This is a genomic window from Shewanella aquimarina, from assembly GCF_023349185.1.
Taxonomy (GTDB): Bacteria; Pseudomonadota; Gammaproteobacteria; order Enterobacterales; family Shewanellaceae; genus Shewanella; species Shewanella aquimarina.
Window position 1 is genome coordinate 229,225 of the sequence record NZ_JAKIKY010000006.1, and the last position, 17,946, is coordinate 247,170.

General features: G+C 53.5%; 15 protein-coding genes. 12 read left to right on the forward strand and 3 right to left on the reverse strand.

Features of this window, described 5'->3' with window-relative positions; translation table 11 throughout:
- Positions 1-141 precede the first annotated feature (141 nt).
- The 4 genes from sucA (at position 142) to sucD (ending at position 6,329) form a co-directional block, all read left to right on the forward strand.
- Positions 142-2,964: a 2-oxoglutarate dehydrogenase E1 component gene (sucA, locus tag L2731_RS09705; protein ID WP_249252909.1), complete on the forward strand. Its 2,823-nt coding sequence runs from the start codon at positions 142-144 to the stop codon at positions 2,962-2,964.
- A 32-nt stretch (positions 2,965-2,996) separates the two neighbouring features.
- Positions 2,997-4,187 carry a 2-oxoglutarate dehydrogenase complex dihydrolipoyllysine-residue succinyltransferase gene (odhB, locus tag L2731_RS09710; protein ID WP_249252911.1) on the forward strand — a complete coding sequence of 397 codons (1,191 nt, stop codon included), beginning with the start codon at positions 2,997-2,999 and terminating at the stop codon, positions 4,185-4,187.
- Between the two features lie 103 nt (positions 4,188-4,290).
- Complete coding sequence (gene sucC / locus L2731_RS09715; protein WP_011865456.1) at positions 4,291-5,457, forward strand: ADP-forming succinate--CoA ligase subunit beta; 1,167 nt, start codon at positions 4,291-4,293, stop codon at positions 5,455-5,457.
- A complete protein-coding gene (sucD, locus tag L2731_RS09720) occupies positions 5,457-6,329 on the forward strand; it encodes a succinate--CoA ligase subunit alpha (protein ID WP_011865457.1) in 873 nt (290 codons plus the stop codon). Before sucC ends, sucD begins: the two co-directional genes overlap by 1 nt.
- A 68-nt stretch (positions 6,330-6,397) precedes the next feature.
- Here sucD and L2731_RS09725 read toward each other — a convergent pair whose 3' ends face one another.
- The gene (locus L2731_RS09725) at positions 6,398-8,071 is read right to left on the reverse strand and encodes an FMN-binding glutamate synthase family protein (RefSeq protein ID WP_249252913.1); all 1,674 of its coding nucleotides are present in this window, start codon (positions 8,069-8,071) and stop codon (positions 6,398-6,400) included.
- Between the two features lie 219 nt (positions 8,072-8,290).
- Here L2731_RS09725 and L2731_RS09730 point away from each other — a divergent pair, with 219 nt between their 5' ends.
- Positions 8,291-8,791, forward strand: a complete 501-nt coding sequence (locus tag L2731_RS09730) for a GNAT family N-acetyltransferase (protein WP_249252915.1) — start codon at positions 8,291-8,293, stop codon at positions 8,789-8,791.
- A gap of 125 nt (positions 8,792-8,916) precedes the next feature.
- Here L2731_RS09730 and fur read toward each other — a convergent pair whose 3' ends face one another.
- Positions 8,917-9,348, reverse strand: coding sequence for a ferric iron uptake transcriptional regulator (gene fur / locus L2731_RS09735; RefSeq protein ID WP_144198831.1), 432 nt, complete (start codon positions 9,346-9,348; stop codon positions 8,917-8,919).
- A gap of 310 nt (positions 9,349-9,658) precedes the next feature.
- Here fur and cobB point away from each other — a divergent pair, with 310 nt between their 5' ends.
- From cobB to L2731_RS09755, 4 genes are all read left to right on the forward strand, one after another.
- Positions 9,659-10,405: a Sir2 family NAD+-dependent deacetylase gene (gene cobB, locus L2731_RS09740; RefSeq protein ID WP_239850299.1), complete on the forward strand. Its 747-nt coding sequence runs from the start codon at positions 9,659-9,661 to the stop codon at positions 10,403-10,405.
- Between the two features lie 176 nt (positions 10,406-10,581).
- Positions 10,582-11,001 (forward strand): AAA family ATPase, encoded by a 420-nt coding sequence (locus tag L2731_RS09745; protein WP_249252944.1) that lies wholly within the window; start codon positions 10,582-10,584, stop codon positions 10,999-11,001.
- Between the two features lie 40 nt (positions 11,002-11,041).
- Positions 11,042-11,329, forward strand: coding sequence for an antibiotic biosynthesis monooxygenase family protein (locus L2731_RS09750; RefSeq protein WP_249252917.1), 288 nt, complete (start codon positions 11,042-11,044; stop codon positions 11,327-11,329).
- A gap of 53 nt (positions 11,330-11,382) precedes the next feature.
- Positions 11,383-12,042, forward strand: coding sequence for a Type 1 glutamine amidotransferase-like domain-containing protein (locus L2731_RS09755; RefSeq protein ID WP_249252920.1), 660 nt, complete (start codon positions 11,383-11,385; stop codon positions 12,040-12,042).
- A 31-nt stretch (positions 12,043-12,073) separates the two neighbouring features.
- On the opposite strand, the gene L2731_RS09760 is transcribed toward L2731_RS09755, so the two are convergent.
- Positions 12,074-13,417 carry an alpha/beta hydrolase gene (locus L2731_RS09760; protein ID WP_249252923.1) on the reverse strand — a complete coding sequence of 448 codons (1,344 nt, stop codon included), beginning with the start codon at positions 13,415-13,417 and terminating at the stop codon, positions 12,074-12,076.
- 388 nt (positions 13,418-13,805) lie between these two features.
- Here L2731_RS09760 and L2731_RS09765 point away from each other — a divergent pair, with 388 nt between their 5' ends.
- The 3 genes from L2731_RS09765 to L2731_RS09775 all read left to right on the forward strand — a co-directional run bounded on the left by L2731_RS09765 (position 13,806) and on the right by L2731_RS09775 (position 17,936).
- Positions 13,806-14,996, forward strand: coding sequence for a thiolase family protein (locus L2731_RS09765; RefSeq protein WP_249252925.1), 1,191 nt, complete (start codon positions 13,806-13,808; stop codon positions 14,994-14,996).
- 135 nt (positions 14,997-15,131) lie between these two features.
- The gene (locus L2731_RS09770; RefSeq protein ID WP_249252927.1) at positions 15,132-16,637 is read left to right on the forward strand and encodes a CoA-acylating methylmalonate-semialdehyde dehydrogenase; all 1,506 of its coding nucleotides are present in this window, start codon (positions 15,132-15,134) and stop codon (positions 16,635-16,637) included.
- A 141-nt stretch (positions 16,638-16,778) separates the two neighbouring features.
- Entirely contained in the window at positions 16,779-17,936 is a 1,158-nt protein-coding gene (locus tag L2731_RS09775; RefSeq protein WP_249252929.1) for an acyl-CoA dehydrogenase family protein, read from the forward strand.
- The last annotated feature ends 10 nt before the right edge of the window (positions 17,937-17,946 follow it).

Genomic DNA, 17,946 nt, shown 5'->3' on the forward strand with positions numbered 1-17,946 from the left:
CTTTTATGTAATGGAACTACACATGCCGTGAAATCTGGACTCTAGGGGCGGCAGATATTTTGCAATTACAGTACATTTGACTGAATTGCATTTTCAATACTTTGGCTAAAAACACGTGTATAAAGTTTGAAAGGAATAGAAATGCACCAAGGCATCATGAAAGCCTGGCTCGAATCGTCTCATTTAAACGGGGCTAATTCGACCTATGTAGAAGAGATGTATGAAGCCTATCAAGAGGACCCTCAGTCAGTATCAGACGACTGGCGAGCGGTGTTTGATAACCTCCCATATGCCAACGGTGCAACAGCAGATGTGCCCGAAGCTGCCCACTCTAAAGTACGTGAATATTTCCGTAGTTTGGCGCTAGACGGTCGTCACAAGAGCGCTGCTCGTGTGACCGATCCCGAAGTTGATGCCAAACAGGTTAAAGTTCTTCAGCTGATCAACGCCTACCGTTTCCGCGGCCACCAGAATGCGAATCTGGATCCCCTCGGGCTATGGAAGCGCGATACCGTCTCTGAATTGGACCCGGCCTTCCACGGCCTAACCAGCGAAGATATGGAGCGTGAATTCAACACAGGTTCATTCGCTCACGGTGGTGACACCATGAAGCTAGGTGACCTGGTTAAAGCACTGAAAGCGACCTATGGTGGTGCTATCGGTGCTGAATACATGCACATCACAGATACTGATGAGAAGCGTTGGATCCAACAACGCTTGGAGCCATCATTAGGTAGAGCGAATTACGATAAGAACACCAAGACTCGTATCCTCGAGGGCCTCAACGCCGCCGAAGGTATGGAGAAGTATCTCGGCGCCAAGTTCCCCGGCGCAAAACGTTTCTCACTGGAAGGTGGTGACGCGCTCGTCCCTATGATGCGTGAAATCATCTACCGTGGAGGTGAAGCCGGTACCAAAGAGATCGTCGTGGGCATGGCTCACCGTGGTCGTCTTAACCTGCTGGTTAACATCTTAGGTAAGAAGCCATCTGAGCTGTTCGACGAGTTCGCCGGTAAGCACAGTGATGAGCTTAATGGTTCGGGTGACGTTAAGTATCACCAAGGTTTCTCTTCAGATTTCGAAACACCGGGCGGCAACGTGCACCTGGCACTGGCCTTTAACCCATCGCACCTTGAGATCGTTAACCCTGTGGTCATGGGCTCGGTAAGAGCACGTCTGGACCGCCGCGGTTGTAAGACGGGCCTTCAGGTCATGCCGATCACCATTCACGGTGACAGCGCCATCGCAGGTCAGGGCATAGTACAAGAGACATTCAACATGTCTCAGACCCGTGCCTTCAAGGTGGGCGGCAGTATCCGTATCGTGGTCAACAACCAAGTAGGCTTTACTACCAACCTGACCGAAGATACCCGTTCTACAGAATACTGTACCGATATTGCTAAGATGGTACAGGCACCTATCTTCCACGTGAATGCAGACGATCCTGAGTCGGTCGCCTTCGTTGCTCAGTTGGCGGTTGATTACCGTAACGAGTTTAAGCGTGACGTAGTGATCGATCTGGTCTGTTATCGTCGTCACGGCCACAACGAGGCCGACGAGCCGAGTGCAACTCAGCCGCTGATGTATGCCAAGATCAAGAAGCATCCAACGCCACGTAAGATCTATGCCGACCGTCTGATCGAAGAGAAGGCGCTAGGTGCCGATGACGTGACAGCGATGATCAACGACTACCGTGACGCCTTGGATAAAGGCGATTGCGTGGTGAAAGAGTGGCGCCCAATGACGCTGCACACGGTTGACTGGACTCCTTATCTCAACCGCGAGTGGGACGAGGCTTATCCTGCCGAGCTACCGCTAGCGCGTGTGAAGGCGTTGGCTGAGAAGATCAGCTATGTGCCAGAGAGCCATAAGCTACAGTCGCGCGTTGCTAAGATCTACAAAGACCGTGTGGCCATGGCCGCCGGTGATAAGCTAGTGGACTGGGGCTTTGCCGAGACCTTGGCTTACGCCTCTATTTTGGATGACAACAAGCGCGTGCGTATCACGGGTCAAGACTCTGGCCGTGGTACCTTCTTCCACCGTCACGCCGTGTTGCACAACCAAAATGATGCGACCGCTTATCTGCCGCTGCGTCACCTGTCTGACATGCAAGGTCCTATCGATATCTCTGACTCGGTATTGTCTGAAGCCTCAGTATTGGCGTTCGAATATGGCTATGCGACGGCTGAGCCGGGCGGCCTGACTATTTGGGAAGCTCAGTTCGGTGACTTCGCTAACTGTGCCCAGGTGGTGATCGACCAGTTCCTCTCATCTGGCGAGCAGAAGTGGGGCCGTCTATGTGGCTTGACTATGCTACTGCCACATGGCTACGAAGGTCAGGGCCCAGAACACTCGAGTGCACGTCTGGAGCGTTTCCTGCAGCTTTGTGCTAACCACAACATGCAGGTGTGTGTCCCATCGACGCCGGCGCAGGTTTACCACATGCTACGCCGTCAGGTGGTGCGCCCTATGCGTCGTCCTCTGGTGGTGATGTCACCTAAGTCATTGCTGCGTCATCCGCTGGCGGTGTCTAGCCTGGATGAGCTTGCCGAAGGCACCTTCCAAAACGTGATTGCCGAGATCGACGAGCTCGATAGCAGCAAGGTCGATCGCGTAGTCTTCTGTAGTGGTAAGGTTTACTTCGAACTGCTCGAGAAGCGTCGTAAAGAGAAGCTGGATAATGTTGCTCTGATCCGTGTCGAACAACTGTACCCGTTCCCACACGAAGATATGGCAAAGATCCTCGCCCAGTATCAGCACGTTAAAGATTTCGTTTGGTGTCAGGAAGAGCCTCAGAACCAGGGCGCTTGGTATTGCAGCCAGCACCACTTCTGGGCAGCCATTCCTGCCGGTGCTCAATTAACCTATGCGGGTCGTGAAGCCTCGGCCGCGCCAGCATGTGGTTATCCGGCCCTGCACGCCCAGCAGCAAGAATCTTTAATCAATAGCGCATTAAAACTGTAGTAATAGACAATTTATAAAAAGGATAGCTTTCCATGAGTATCGAAATTAAGGTACCCGTACTGCCAGAATCCGTTGCTGATGCAACCATCGCCACATGGCATGTTAAAGCTGGCGAGCAAGTGTCTCGTGATCAAAACCTGGTCGATATCGAAACCGACAAGGTCGTTTTAGAAGTGGTTGCGCCAGAAGATGGTTCAATCGTTGAGTTCCTGGCTGAAGAGGGCGACACAGTGTTGGCCGAAGCCGTTATCGCGAAGTTTGTTGCTGGTGCGGTTGCCGGTCAGGAAGTTTCTAAGGAACAAGCCGAAGCGGCAGCGCCTCAGGCAGCTGAGAGCGAAGAGACTAACGATGCCCTAAGCCCATCTGTTCGTCGTCTGATTGCCGAGCACAACCTGGACGCAGCTAAGATCAAGGGCACAGGTGTTGGCGGTCGTATCACTAAAGAAGATGTGGAAGCCTTCATCAAGTCGGCACCTGCTGCTAAGTCAGCTGCAGCGCCAGCCGTTGTTGCGCCACTGGGTGAGCGTAGCCAGAAGCGTGTACCTATGACGCGTCTGCGTAAGACTATCGCAAACCGTCTGCTGGAAGCGAAGAACTCAACGGCTATGTTGACGACCTTCAACGAAGTGAACATGAAGCCTATCATGGACATTCGTAAGCAGTATCAAGAGCTGTTCGAGAAGAAGCACGGCATCCGTCTTGGTTTCATGTCTTTCTACGTGAAAGCCGTGACCGAAGCCCTGAAGCGTTTCCCAGAAGTGAACGCCTCTATCGACGGTGATGATATCGTTTACCACAACTACTTCGACGTAAGCATCGCGGTTTCTACGCCTCGTGGCCTGGTAACTCCAGTACTGCGTGACACAGACACCATGAGCCTGGCCGACATCGAGCGTAACGTACGCGAGCTGGCAATTAAGGGCCGCGACGGTAAGCTGACTGTTGACGACATGACTGGTGGTAACTTCACCGTGACTAACGGCGGCGTATTTGGCTCGCTGATGTCTACCCCTATCCTTAACCTGCCACAAAGCGCTATCTTGGGCATGCATGCCATCAAAGATCGTCCAATGGCGGTTAATGGTCAGGTAGAAATTTTACCTATGATGTACCTAGCACTCTCTTATGACCACCGTATCATCGATGGTCGTGAGTCTGTTGGCTTCCTGGTTGCCATTAAGGACTTCCTGGAAGACCCAACTCGTCTACTATTAGACCTGTAAGACGATGTTGTTTCGATGCCTATCGGCAACGGTAGGCATCACCCCTCGCTACCGACTCAACTGAGCCGGTTGGATTAGATTAGAAGTATACGGATAGATCATCATGAATTTGCATGAGTATCAGGCAAAAGCCCTATTTGCCGAATATGGTTTACCAGTGTCAGAAGGTTATGCTTGTGATACCCCTCAAGAGGCGGTAGAAGCGGCTGGCCATATTGGCGGAGATATGTGGGTTGTTAAGTGTCAAGTACACGCAGGCGGCCGTGGTAAAGCAGGTGGCGTAAAAGTTACCGGCGATAAAGAAGAGATCAGAGCATTTGCTGAGCATTGGTTAGGCAAGAACCTGGTGACTTATCAGACTGACGAAAAAGGTCAGCCAGTTGCTAAGATCCTAGTCGAAAGCTGCACTGATATCGCAAACGAACTGTACCTTGGTGCCGTTGTTGACCGTGCGACCCGTCGCGTTGTTTTCATGGCGTCTACCGAAGGTGGCGTTGAGATTGAAACTGTTGCCGAAGAGACACCAGAGCTGATCCACAAGGCGATTATCGATCCTTTGACTGGTCCTCAGCCATACCAGGCACGTGATCTTGGCTTCAAGTTGGGTCTAAACCCAACTCAGATGAAGCAGTTCACTAAAGTCTTCATGGGTCTGGCGACTATGTTCACCGACCATGATTTCGCACTGCTTGAGATCAACCCTCTGGTTATCACTACCGAAGGTAACATCCACTGTCTAGACGGTAAGATTGGTATCGATGGCAACGCACTGTTCCGTCAACCAAAGATCCGTGACATGCACGATCCTTCACAGGATGACGCTCGTGAAGCACACGCGGCGAAATTCGAGCTGAACTATGTTGCCCTAGACGGTAACGTAGGCTGCATGGTAAACGGTGCCGGCCTAGCAATGGGTACTATGGACATCGTTAACCTGCATGGCGGCAAGCCAGCTAACTTCCTTGACGTTGGTGGCGGCGCGACTAAAGAGCGTGTTGCTGAAGCATTCAAGATCATCTTGTCTGACGCAAACGTTAAAGCAGTGCTAGTAAACATCTTCGGTGGTATCGTACGTTGTGACATGATCGCTGAAGGTATCATTGGCGCTGTTAAAGAAGTGGGTGTTGAAGTGCCAGTGGTTGTTCGTCTAGAAGGTACTAACGCAGATCTAGGTCGCGAAGTATTGGCTAACTCTGGTCTTGACATTATTGCAGCCGAGTCGCTAACCGACGCTGCTGTTAAAGTTGTTGCTGCTGCGGAGGGCAAATAATGTCTGTATTAATTAACAAAGATACCAAGGTTATCTGTCAGGGTTTCACTGGCGGTCAAGGTACTTTCCACTCTGAGCAAGCAATCGCTTACGGTACGCAAATGGTTGGCGGTGTTTCGCCAGGCAAGGGCGGTCAGGTTCACCTGGGTCTGCCAGTATTCAACACAGTAAAAGATGCTGTGGCTGAAACCGGTGCGACAGCTACCGTTATCTATGTACCTGCGCCTTTCTGTAAAGACGCTATCCTAGAAGCTATCGACGGCGGCATCGAGCTAATCGTTTGTATTACTGAAGGTATTCCTACTCTGGATATGCTGGAAGTTAAGGTTAAGCTGGAAGAGACTGGCGTTCGCATGATCGGTCCAAACTGCCCAGGTGTTATCACTCCGGGCGAATGTAAGATCGGTATCATGCCAGGTCACATCCACAAGCCAGGTAAAGTGGGCATCGTTTCTCGCTCTGGTACTCTGACCTATGAAGCGGTTAAGCAAACTACCGATGAAGGTTTCGGCCAATCAACTTGTGTTGGTATCGGTGGTGACCCAATCCCAGGCACTAACTTCATCGACGTATTGGAAATGTTCCAAAACGATCCACAGACCGAAGCTATCGTGATGATCGGCGAGATAGGTGGTACTGCTGAAGAAGAAGCGGCGGCCTACATCAAGGCTAACGTGACTAAGCCTGTCGTCTCTTACATTGCCGGTGTAACTGCACCTGCTGGTAAGCGTATGGGCCACGCTGGCGCGATTATCGCTGGCGGTAAAGGTACGGCTGAAGACAAGTTTGCTGCACTAGAAGCGGCAGGCGTGACTACCGTACGTTCACTGGCCGACATCGGCAGTGCACTGCGTGCTAAGACTGGTTGGTAATCAAGCGAGTCGGTAAGCATTAAAAAAGGCGCCCTAGGGCGCCTTTTTTGATCTCTGTAAAATATCGCTCAAGCCCTGTCTTTGAATGTGCTGTCTCTGCGGCGAGAGAGGCCGAATTCGGCCGGGGTCAGGATATAGGTGTCCTCGCAGTAAAAGTCTTCGGCGGTGCACTGCTGCCACCATGACGCCCAGGCGGTGCCTTGCAGCTTCTCTTCTATGATGGCGTTGTGGGTGAGGGGAGCCACCAGGCTGCCGGTGGAGATCAGTAGGCCATAGGGAGAGCGGCGTTTGATCATCCTCGGCTTTAGCTTGTTGGGGTTATCCAGTCCCATGCTGCCCACTAGTTCATAGAAGGCTTTTAAGGTGTTATGGTGGAAGTTCTTTACCCGCTCACTCTTCACCTCGACATCCAGTGCCTTGGAACGGGCCGGATCCTGGGTGGCGATGCCCGTGGGGCACATGTTGGTGTTGCAATGTCTCGACTGAATACAACCCAGAGACAGCATCATGGTGCGGGCGGCGTTGACTAAGTCTGCGCCCATGGCAATCTTGGTCAGCAGATCGAAGCTGGAGGCTGTCTTACCCGAGGCGATCAGGGTGATCTTGTGTCTCAGCCCTACGCCAACCAGGGCATTATTGGCAAAGTAGACCCCTTCGAGACACATCATGCCCAGACGGTTGCTGAACTCTACCGGCGCCGCCCCGGTGCCACCCTCGGCGCCATCTATGGTGATGAAATCTGGCGTGATGCCTGTCTTTAGCATCGCCTTACAGATGGCGAGAAACTCTACCGGATTACCGATACAGAGCTTAAAGCCCACTGGCTTGCCGCCACTGAGCTCCCGCAGGCGTTTGACGAAGTTAAGCAGGGCGATGGGCGTGGTGCACTCGGGATTGACCGCGGGGGAGACACAGTCTTTATCCATGGGGATATGGCGGATCATGGCGATCTCCGGGGTGATCTTTGCCTTGGGTAGCACGCCGCCATGGCCGGGTTTAGCGCCCTGGCTGAGTTTTATCTCTATCATCTTGACCTGTGGACGCTTGGCCATCTTCTCGAAGCTGTCCGGATTAAAGTTACCCTCATCATCACGACAGCCAAACATGCCAGAGCCTATCTGCCATACCAGATCGCCGCCATGTTTGAGGTGATAGGGGCTGGCCCCGCCTTCGCCCGTGTTGTGATAGCAACCCGCCTTCTTGGCGCCCAAGTTGAGAGCCTCGATGGCATTGGCGCTGAGGGAGCCGAAGCTCATGGCCGAGATATTAAAATAGGAGGCGTCATAGGGCTGGGTGCAGTCAGGTCCGCCGATACGCACCCGCTTGGCTTGCTCATCGATATGTTTCGGTGACAGCGAGTGCCACAGGCTCAGATAGTTCTCCTCTAACAGATCGCGCTGGGTGCCGAAGGCGATGGTATCGCGTACGTTCTTGGCCCTTTGATAGACCAAGGAGCGCTGCTCGCGGTTAAAGGGGGTCTCCTCTGTATCGCTGGCGATAAAATACTGCTGTATCTCTACCCGGTAAGACTCGAGGAAGTAGCGCAGGTAGGCGACCACGGGGTAGAGGCGGTTAAGCGTGTGTGAGCTAAATTGCAGATCATAGGTGCCGACCAAGGTGTAGAGCAGAGTAAAGCCCAGAAAAATGGCCGCGCCCATGCCGCCGTCATTGAGATAGAAATAGAGCCCGGCGCCATTGCCTAGGGTGGCGATAAGCCAAAAGACCTTTTGCATGATTGTCATAACGCATTCCTGTATTGCAGACACTTATCATTTATCCATCTATTGAACGTTATTGCGGCGGCTTTGGCAATCGGCCATGGCGTAGGTGCTAGATGAATTTTGCTTATTTTAAGCGGGCTTAGTGTAAAGCTGTGTCGACAAAAGCTTAGATTAATACTTTCTAATCTACCCTGTAGTGGGTATATTGGTGAGCTGGATGGGAGAAAAAAGGAGTAAGTTGTGTTCATCGCGGAAACAGAGAGGCTGATATTACGTCGATTCGAGGCCAAGGATGTGGAGAGCCTATTCCTGCTCAATAGCATTCCTGAGGTGCTGACCTATATTCCTGGCGCGCCCATGACCTGTCGCTCACAGGCAGAGGATATTCTTGAAAACGTGTTGCTCAAAAATTATCGCGAACGTGGCTTTGGCCGCTGGGCGGTGGAGCATAAGGCCGATAACAAGGTAATAGGTTTCTGTGGCCCGACTTATATTAAAGAATTTGATGAGGTGGAGCTGGGTTATCGTTATCTGCCTGAATATTGGGGCAAGGGGATAGGTAGCGAGGCCGGGCAGGCGGCGCTGTCACGTTTTAAGGATCACGGCATCGATGAGGCGATAGCGCTCATTCTGCTGGGCAACAAGGGCTCCGAAGGGGTGGCGCGTAAGCTGGGCATGGCTGAGCGTGAACGCAGCAAGTTTATGGGCCACAAGGTGAACGTATTTCACAAGGTGTTGTGATACGGTTTGGCTAAGGTGTTGTGATGAAGGCGTTAGTCCTCGCCAGAGATAAACCTTTGATACAAAAAAGATACAAAAAAACCAGCATGATGCTGGTTTTTTTGTATCGGCTGTATGCCTGCGAATTATTCGTCGCCGTGGTCGCACTCGTCGTTGGTGCAGACACCGTAGAGATATAGGCTGTGGTTGGTCAGCTTGATGTTGTGCTTCATGGCAATCTCGTCTTGGCGTCTCTCGATCACTTCATCAGAGAACTCGATCACCTTGCCGCAAGAGAGACACACCAGATGATCATGATGGTGGGTCGAGGCCAGCTCAAACACCGCCTTGCCGCTTTCGAAATGGTGACGGGTGACGATACCCGCGTCATCGAACTGGTTCAGTACACGGTAAACCGTTGCCAGTCCTATCTCTTCGCCAATATCGAGCAGTTTCTTATATAGTTCTTCTGCACTGATATGCTGGTTTTCGGGCTCCTGCATCAGCTCGAGGATCTTGACTCGTGGTAAGGTGACCTTTAATCCCGCTTTCTTTAGCGCTTGATTTCCATCTGTCATCATTAATCTCTGGATTGAAGAACCATTAGCAATGCCAATAGTGGTTCAGTAGTTGATGTTGAGAACCATTATAGGGGGTGAAATTGAAAACTTAAACCTTTGATCTTGCATATTGTTCGCATCGGCAGAAATTTGTTCTAAATTGGCCCTACCTGTGTGATTTAGGCTGAATTTAACGCGTACTTTTTGTAATGTTATTGAGACTAATGCCTAATAGCCCAACGGCGACTTATCAGGCAGGATGAAATCTGGTTAACCTGTATCCTGTGGGTGCCAGCCGCCCGCATAAGCATTAAAATAAGGAAGAGGGATGTATCGGCAGATCGTAGTGTTAACTGGGGCAGGGATCTCAGCTGAATCTGGCTTGAGAACCTTTAGGGATCAAGATGGGCTCTGGGAAGAGCATAAAATTGAAGACGTGGCGACGCCTGAAGGCTATGCCCGCGATCCCGAAATGGTGGAGCGCTTCTATAACGAGCGCTGGCAGCAGCTCCATAATGGTGAAATTGAACCCAACGCCGCCCATAAGGCGCTGGCGAGGCTAGAGCAGGAGTTCGACGGTCAGCTGTTGGTGGTGACGCAAAATATCGACGATCTCCATGAGCGCGCCGGCTCGCGTCGCTTGCTGCACATGCATGGTGAGTTGACTAAGGGTCGTTGCCCACGTTCTCACCAAACCTTTCTGTTGACCGATCACTTCGGCGTCAACCATACCTGTACCTGTTGTATTCCCGCCCAGCGCCTGCGCCCCCACGTGGTCTGGTTTGGCGAGATGCCTATCGGCCTAGATCGGATACAGCATGCGCTGGATACCTGCGATCTCTTTATCGCCATCGGCACCTCGGGCACCGTCTATCCCGCCGCCGGCTTTGTCGATACCGCCAATCATCATGGTGCCCAGACGGTTGAGGTTAACCTGATGCCAGCCGATCGCCACAGCCAGTTTCAGTATCATCTGCAGGGTAAGGCCAGCGAGATAGTGCCACAACTGGTGGAGCAGATCCTGGCTGGTGAGGTGATAAGCGACCAGCCCTTACCGGGCGTCTCCAAGGCGTGAGTCATCGCGTGATCACTGAGGCGAGCCCAGCAGGGGAGTTGTCTCAGATAGAAGCTGCGCAAACACCTGAAGAGAAGGCACCTGAAGAGAAGGCACCAGAAGCGCAGACACAAGAAGCGCAGACACAAGAAGCGATAAGGGGCGAAGACAGTCCTAACTGTCCACTGGCCATCATCATGCGGGGGCTGCCGGGTAGCGGCAAGAGCCATTGGGTCGATTGCTTCATTGCCGCTCGCCGCGACGGCGAGGCGATTCGCCGTCGCGGCTACTTCTCTACCGATGATCGTTTTATCTGCGAGGGTGAGTACCGTTTCGACGCCAGCAAGCTGTCTGAATATCATCAGCTTAATCTCACCGGATTTATTCAGGCATTGTCTCGCCATGAACCTGTGGTGATCTGCGATAACACCAACATGGCTCATTGGGAGTTTATGGCTTACGATGCCGCCGCCAAGGCGATGGGTTACCAGGTGCGCATCTTGTTGATTGGTGATCCTCTCGATAAGGCTCATCAAGCACTGTGCGCCGAGCGTAATCAACATGGCCTAGGGCTCAGGCAGATCCAGGCGATGGCGAGTCAATTCCAGCAGCTGTAATGGCTGCAATCTTCTATTTTTAATCCATTGAGGGAGCAAGATGTTTGCCGTGATATTTCGGGCCAAGGTGGCCAAGTTAGATGCCAGATACTCAGAGATGGCTGCTAAGATGCGTCAGGTGGCGATGGATAAATATCATTGCGTCGATTTTGTCGCCGTGACCGAAGGGGAGCAGGAGATTGCCATCTCCTATTGGCAAAGTGAGGCCGACATTTTGGCCTGGAAACAAGACAGCGAACATCAAATCGCCCAAGAACTCGGCCGCAGCACCTGGTATGAGCGTTATCAGGTCGAGGTGGTCGAGATAAAGCGTCAATATCAGGGCTAACCTAGAAGTCGAAGTCGCGCTGGGAAGGCAAACAACTTACAAGGAGAAGTCAGGTGACACTGGTATTGATTAGCGATCTTAGCGGCGCAGCAAGTCAAGCTGCGATAACAGAAGTGCTCGGTGAAGGCGCCAGCCTGGGCTATTTGGCCTCAGGCCATGAACCAGAGTTAAGTTACTACGGTGCGACTCAGAAACAATATGCCGAATTGGGGGTGAGCCTGTGTCACTATCTGGATCTCGAGCAGGGCTATACGCTGGCGGGGCTGAATACACTGTTGAGTTGCCAGGCTATCCACCTCGCCGGTGGCGATACCTTTCAATTTTTAGCTCAGCTGCAGGCGCGCGGCCTGATGGAGTCGTTTAAGGCCTATCTTAATTGCGGCGGGATCCTAATTGGTCTTAGCGCCGGGGCCATGCTGATGACGCCGACCATCGCCAGTGCGTCCCTGTGCGGTGATGTGAATCCTCTGGGACTGAGCGACTTAGGGGCTTTAGCCTTGCTTCCTTATCAATTCCTGCCCCATAGCGATCTCAGCGATGGCGGGGTAGCGCTTAGCGTGCAGGCCGCCAGCCTACTGGAGGCGTCGACGCTGGCCGAGTATCCCTTGATTCTGTGTAGCGATGAGGACGCCGTCATCGCCACCAAGACAGGGCTGCGCGGTTTCGGGCAGCCACTGCTGTTTGATGGTGTGGGCTTAATGGCACTGGCCTAGAACAAAGCTAGGATATCGGCGGATAGGCACGCTACTGCAGCTCCCAAAGTTCCCAGGTGTTGAGGCGATACTCCTCGGCGAGTGCTAAGGCTTTGTCCTGATGGCGCTTGGCATTCGCCTCGTCCCCCATGCCTTGATAGTAGAGGCTCATCTCTCTGTGCCAGTAGGGCGAGGCCTCTCCCTGTTTGGCCACGCTATCGAGCATGGCCTTGGCCTTTTCGGCTTGCCCCTTGATGTTAAAGCCCTTGGCCACCTGAACCGTCACCATGGTGAGCGAGTCGGGAAACTCGGCTTTTACCGCCTGTAAAACCTCATCGAGTCTATCGAGCTGCTTGGACCAGAACAGATACTTGGCAAATTGGTAGGCTTGTAGCCATTCGATATGAAAGCCGGCCCAGTTAGCCTTGCGTTTGGCAAAATAATCCAGCACTGCGCGGTAGTCGCCAAGGGCCAGCATCTCGCCGCCATCCAGGCCATAGTCGGGGGATAAGAATAGCAGGCCGTCATTGAGTGCCGGCAGGGCGGTGGTGAAGTGGTTCTCGTCGGGGTAGTGCTTAAATTGCCAGCGGATCTTTTGTGCGTCATAGCCTTTGAGCGCAGTTACCAGTTCATCCACGCCCATCTCTTGCTCGTTGGCCAAGGTCAGAAAGAGTGGCGCCGTTATCGCACCTTGCTTGAGCCGCTCATCGAGTCGCTCGATATAACTCATCTTGTCATACCAAACGCTCGGGCTCATGGCCAGATAGGCATCGAAGGGGCTGTTTGCTTGTGTCATGGCATAGAGAGTAAATAGGCCGCCCATGGAGTAGCCCGCCAGCGCCTTGTGGGGATTGGTGCGAAACTGCTTGTCTATAGTGGGTACTAGCTCCTTGGTCAGATAGCGATAGAAGGTGTCTGCGCCGCCAAAGGCCTCGCCCTCGTCGCTCTTCCAGGTGGTGGTGTAGAGATAATCGCTCTGGCCTTGATTGGCGATGCCCACCACTATCATGGGCGCTATCTTGCCCATGCGCGCCAGATGCAGTGCCAGGGCCGATACATGTTGAAATTGAAAGTCGGCATCCACCACATAGAGCACGGGGTAGTGCCGCGTGTTGCCATAGTAGCCTTCGGGCAGGGAGACCATGTAGCGCCTTGGCGCCTTAAACTCGCGCGAGTCATGGCTGAACTCATGTCCCGCGATGATGGCATTGCCACTTGCTGTGATGTCTACATTAGCTGGCGACTCGGCCCATGCCTGGGTGAGGGTCAGGGTCAATAGTAGGCAGACGCAGAGGGAAAGGCATTTTCCCAGGGCTGTAGGGGTATTTGTTCTTATTGGTTCTGGTGTTGTAGGTACTGATGTCGTAGGTACTGATGCCGTAGGTATTGGTGTCATAATTCGTCCCGTCCATGTGAAACTAGTAGGCCGATAGCCTTATATTTTTAACCTTATTTTTACCAGTAAATAGTCGCATATGTCTTGCCAAAAAACGCTGCACCTTGCCTTTGCTATTCATTAGTCATTGTTTTTAACAACTTTACTCTTGTTTTGCAGCAGCATGCTAGCCTATTCCCCTTGTTGCGCATACCACCAAAAACAGTATCTTGTCTCCACGCTGTAAATGCAGCCTGACAAGACATTAGACTAAAGTTAGTGAAATTCGACCAGTTAATGCTTGCTTTACGTTCGCGTAAACGTCAGAGTGATATTATTTGAACATGATCACGCTTCCCTGAGGGAGTCGTGTGATGTGAGCGCATAAGTACCTTGAATGGAGCGGAAGATGAGTACAGAGCAAACTAACCAAGAAATCGTGATTGTCGCGGCAAAACGCACCCCTATGGGCGGATTCCAGGGAGCCCTTTCCAGCGTGCCGTCACCGACACTCGCCGCCACGGCGATCAAGGGACTCATGGACGCGGCCGGCGTTCAGGGCGATGAGGTTAACGAAGTCTTGATGGGCTGCGTATTGCCGGCAGGCCTGGGTCAGGCCCCTGCGCGTCAGGCAACCTTAGGTGCGGATCTTCCTTTGTCTGTTGGCGCCACAACGGTCAACAAGGTGTGCGGTTCAGGCATGAAGACAGTCATGCTGGCCCATGATTTGATTAAGGCCGGCAGCGCCGATGTCGTGATCGCCGGTGGCATGGAGAGCATGAGCCAGGCGCCTTACCTGCTGGATAAGGCTCGTGGCGGCATGCGTATGGGCCATGGCAAGGTGCTGGATCACATGTTCTTAGATGGCCTCGAAGATGCCTACACGGGCGGCGCCATGGGCACCTTCGCCCAGAAGACGGCCGATGATTTCGGTATTACCCGAGAGGCGATGGATAACTTTGCCCTCGGCTCGCTGCAAAAAGCCAACGCTGCCATCGAATCTGGCGCCTTTAAGGACGAGATAGTGCCGGTTACCGTGGCGAGCCGCAAAGGCGATCTTGTTGTCGATACCGACGAGCAGCCAGGTAACGCCAGACCCGAGAAGATCCCAACTCTGCGTCCCGCCTTTGCCAAAGATGGCACCATCACGGCCGCTAACTCTAGCTCTATCTCAGATGGCGCGGCGGTATTGATGCTGATGAGCGCCGAAGAGGCCTGCAAGCGTGGCCTGGAGGTGCTGGCCACCATCAAGGGGCATACCACACATTCACAAGAGCCTTCGATGTTCACCACAGCCCCGGTCGGCGCCATGAATAAGCTACTGGATAAGGTGAACTGGTCGAAAGACGAGGTGGATCTGTTTGAGATCAACGAAGCCTTCGCCATGGTCACCATGCTGGCTATCTCTGAGCTTGGGCTAGACGAGGCCAAGGTTAACGTCAACGGCGGCGCCTGCGCACTTGGCCATCCTATCGGCTGCTCGGGTGCCCGCGTACTGGTGACGCTTATTCACGCCCTGAAGGCCAGAGGTCTTAAGCGCGGCGTGGCCTCGCTCTGTATCGGTGGCGGCGAAGCCACTGCCATGGCAATCGAAGTTTAATCCCGTTATTTGGGCTCGCTACCGCGAGCCCATGCATTCACCCATGATTATGTGAGTTTTTTGCTGTCACTTACATAGCAGATCATCAGGCAGCGGCATTCGCCCAGGCCTGTTAGACGTATTTAGGAAAGCGATATGACAACTCAAGTAAAACATTACATCGACGGTCAGTTTATTTTAGGTAGCGGCCAGCAACAGATCTCTGTCACCAACCCGGCGAACAACGAGGTGATTGCCACCATCAACGCCGCTACGGTAGAAGAAGTTGAAACCGCGATCGCCAGCGCCAAGCAAGCCTTTGCTGCCTGGAAAGAGGTGCCTGTGTCTGAGCGTGCGCGTGTGATGTTCCGCTACCAGCACCTGCTCAAGGCGCATCATGATGAGATCGCCACCATCCTGGCTCAGGAAACCGGTAAGACGTTCGAAGATGCCAAGGGCGATGTATGGCGCGGTATCGAGGTGGCCGAGCATGCCTGTAATATCGCCAGCCTGATCATGGGTGAAACTGTTGAAAACGTTGCCCGCAGCATAGATACCTATAGCTACACTCAGCCCCTGGGTGTGTGCGCCGGTATTACCCCTTTTAACTTCCCTGCGATGATCCCGCTGTGGATGTTCCCGCTGGCTATCGCCTGTGGTAACACCTTCGTGCTTAAGCCGTCTGAGCAAGATCCTATGACACCGCAGCGTCTGGTTGAGCTGTTCGAAGAGGCTGGCGCGCCTAAGGGCGTACTGCAGCTGGTACATGGCGACAAGACGGCCGTAGACGTGCTGCTGAGCCATCAGGATATCAAGGCGATCTCTTTCGTCGGCTCTGTGGGTGTGGGTCAGTACATCTATAAGACGGGTACCGACAACCTCAAGCGAGTACAGGCCTTCGCCGGTGCCAAGAATCACTGTGTCATCATGCCAGATGCCAACAAGCAGCAGGTGATCAACAACCTGGTAGGTGCCTCTGTGGGTGCGGCCGGTCAGCGCTGTATGGCGCTGTCGGTAGCGGTATTTGTCGGTGAAGCCAAGAAGTGGATCCCAGAGCTGCGTGATGCCATCGCCAAGGTTAGACCCGGCGTGTGGGACGATAAAGATGCGGCCTATGGCCCGGTTATCAGCCCGGCGGCCAAGGAGCGCGTGCTCAAGCTAATCGCCCAAGGTAAGGAAGAGGGCGCCGAGTGTCTGCTGGACGGCAGCGACTTTACCGTCGAAGGCTACGAAAACGGCAACTGGGTTGGCCCAACCATGTTTACCAATGTGACCACCGACATGAGCATCTACAAGGAAGAGATCTTCGGCCCTGTACTGTGCTGCATGGAAGCCGAGACGCTTGAGGAGGCTATCGAGGTCGTCAATGCCAGCCCATACGGTAACGGCACCTCAATCTTTACCGCTTGCGGCGCCGCGGCCCGTAAGTACCAACACAACATCGAAGTGGGTCAGGTGGGGATCAACGTGCCTATTCCTGTGCCACTGCCTTTCTTCTCGTTCACCGGTTGGAAGGGCAGCTTCTACGGCGATCAACACGCCTACGGTAAGCAGGCGGTGCGTTTCTATACAGAAACCAAGACGATCACCGCTCGTTGGTTCGAGACAGATATCGTCGAGGCGGAGCACCATGCGCCTAACATGACCATTGCCCTGAAATAAGGGATAGCAAGAGACCTTGCAAGGTAAAAGCGATAAGGCCGGGGCCGAATCGCTTTTATCATTACTAGCCTACAACAAGTTAACGCGCCGCCATAAATAAGCCGACTAAGGCAAATACAAAGGCGCGAAAGGAGAGATCAGATGGATTTTAATCTGAATGACGACCAACGTCAGTTTGCCGAACTGGCTACCCAATTTGCCCAGGAAGAGCTGGCACCCTTTGCCGCCAAGTGGGACGAAGAACATCATTTTCCCAAAGACGTGATTCAAAAAGCCGGTGAGCTGGGCTTCTGCTCACTCTACTCGCCCGAGTCGGAAGGGGGCATGGGCCTGTCGCGTCTGGACTCTTCCATTATTTTCGAGCAGCTCGCCATGGGCTGTACCGCCACCACCGCCATGTTGACCATTCACAACATGGCCACCTGGATGGTGACCAGCTTCGGTTCTCAGACACTGCGCGATGAGTGGTCTGAGGCGCTGACCACAGGTAACAAACTGGCCTCATACTGCTTGACCGAGGCGGGTGCGGGCAGCGATGCGGCATCACTCAAGACCAAGGCGGTACGCGAAGGCGACGAGTATGTGATCTCAGGCGCCAAGATGTTTATCTCTGGGGCAGGCTCTACCGAGCTATTAGTCGTCATGTGCCGCACAGGCGACGCTGGCCCTAAGGGGATCTCGGCGATTGCTATTCCAGCCGATGCCGAGGGCATCAGCTACGGCAAGGCGGAAGACAAGATGGGCTGGAACGCCCAGCCGACTCGCGAGATCACCTTCGACAAGGTGCGCGTGCCTGTGACTAACCTTCTGGGTGAAGAGGGCCAGGGCTTTACCTTCGCCATGAAGGGGCTCGACGGTGGTCGTATCAACATCGCGACCTGCTCGGTCGGTACCGCCCAGGCGGCGCTGGAGCGTGCCCAGCAATATATGAACGAGCGTCAGCAGTTTGGTAAGCCGATTGCCGCCTTCCAGGCGCTGCAATTTAAGCTGGCCGATATGGCAACCGAGCTGGTAGCCGCCCGTCAGATGGTACGTCTGGCCGCCTTCAAACTCGACTCTGGTGATCCAGAGGCGACCGCCTACTGCGCCATGGCTAAACGCTTTGCCACCGACGTGGGCTTCAAGGTGTGTGACAGCGCGCTGCAGCTACACGGTGGCTATGGCTATATCCGCGAATACCCGCTGGAGCGTCACTTCCGCGACGTGCGCGTCCACCAGATCCTAGAGGGCACCAATGAGATCATGCGTCTCATCATCGCCCGCCGTCTACTCGACGAAAACGCCAGCCCAATCTTATAGTCAGGGAGAA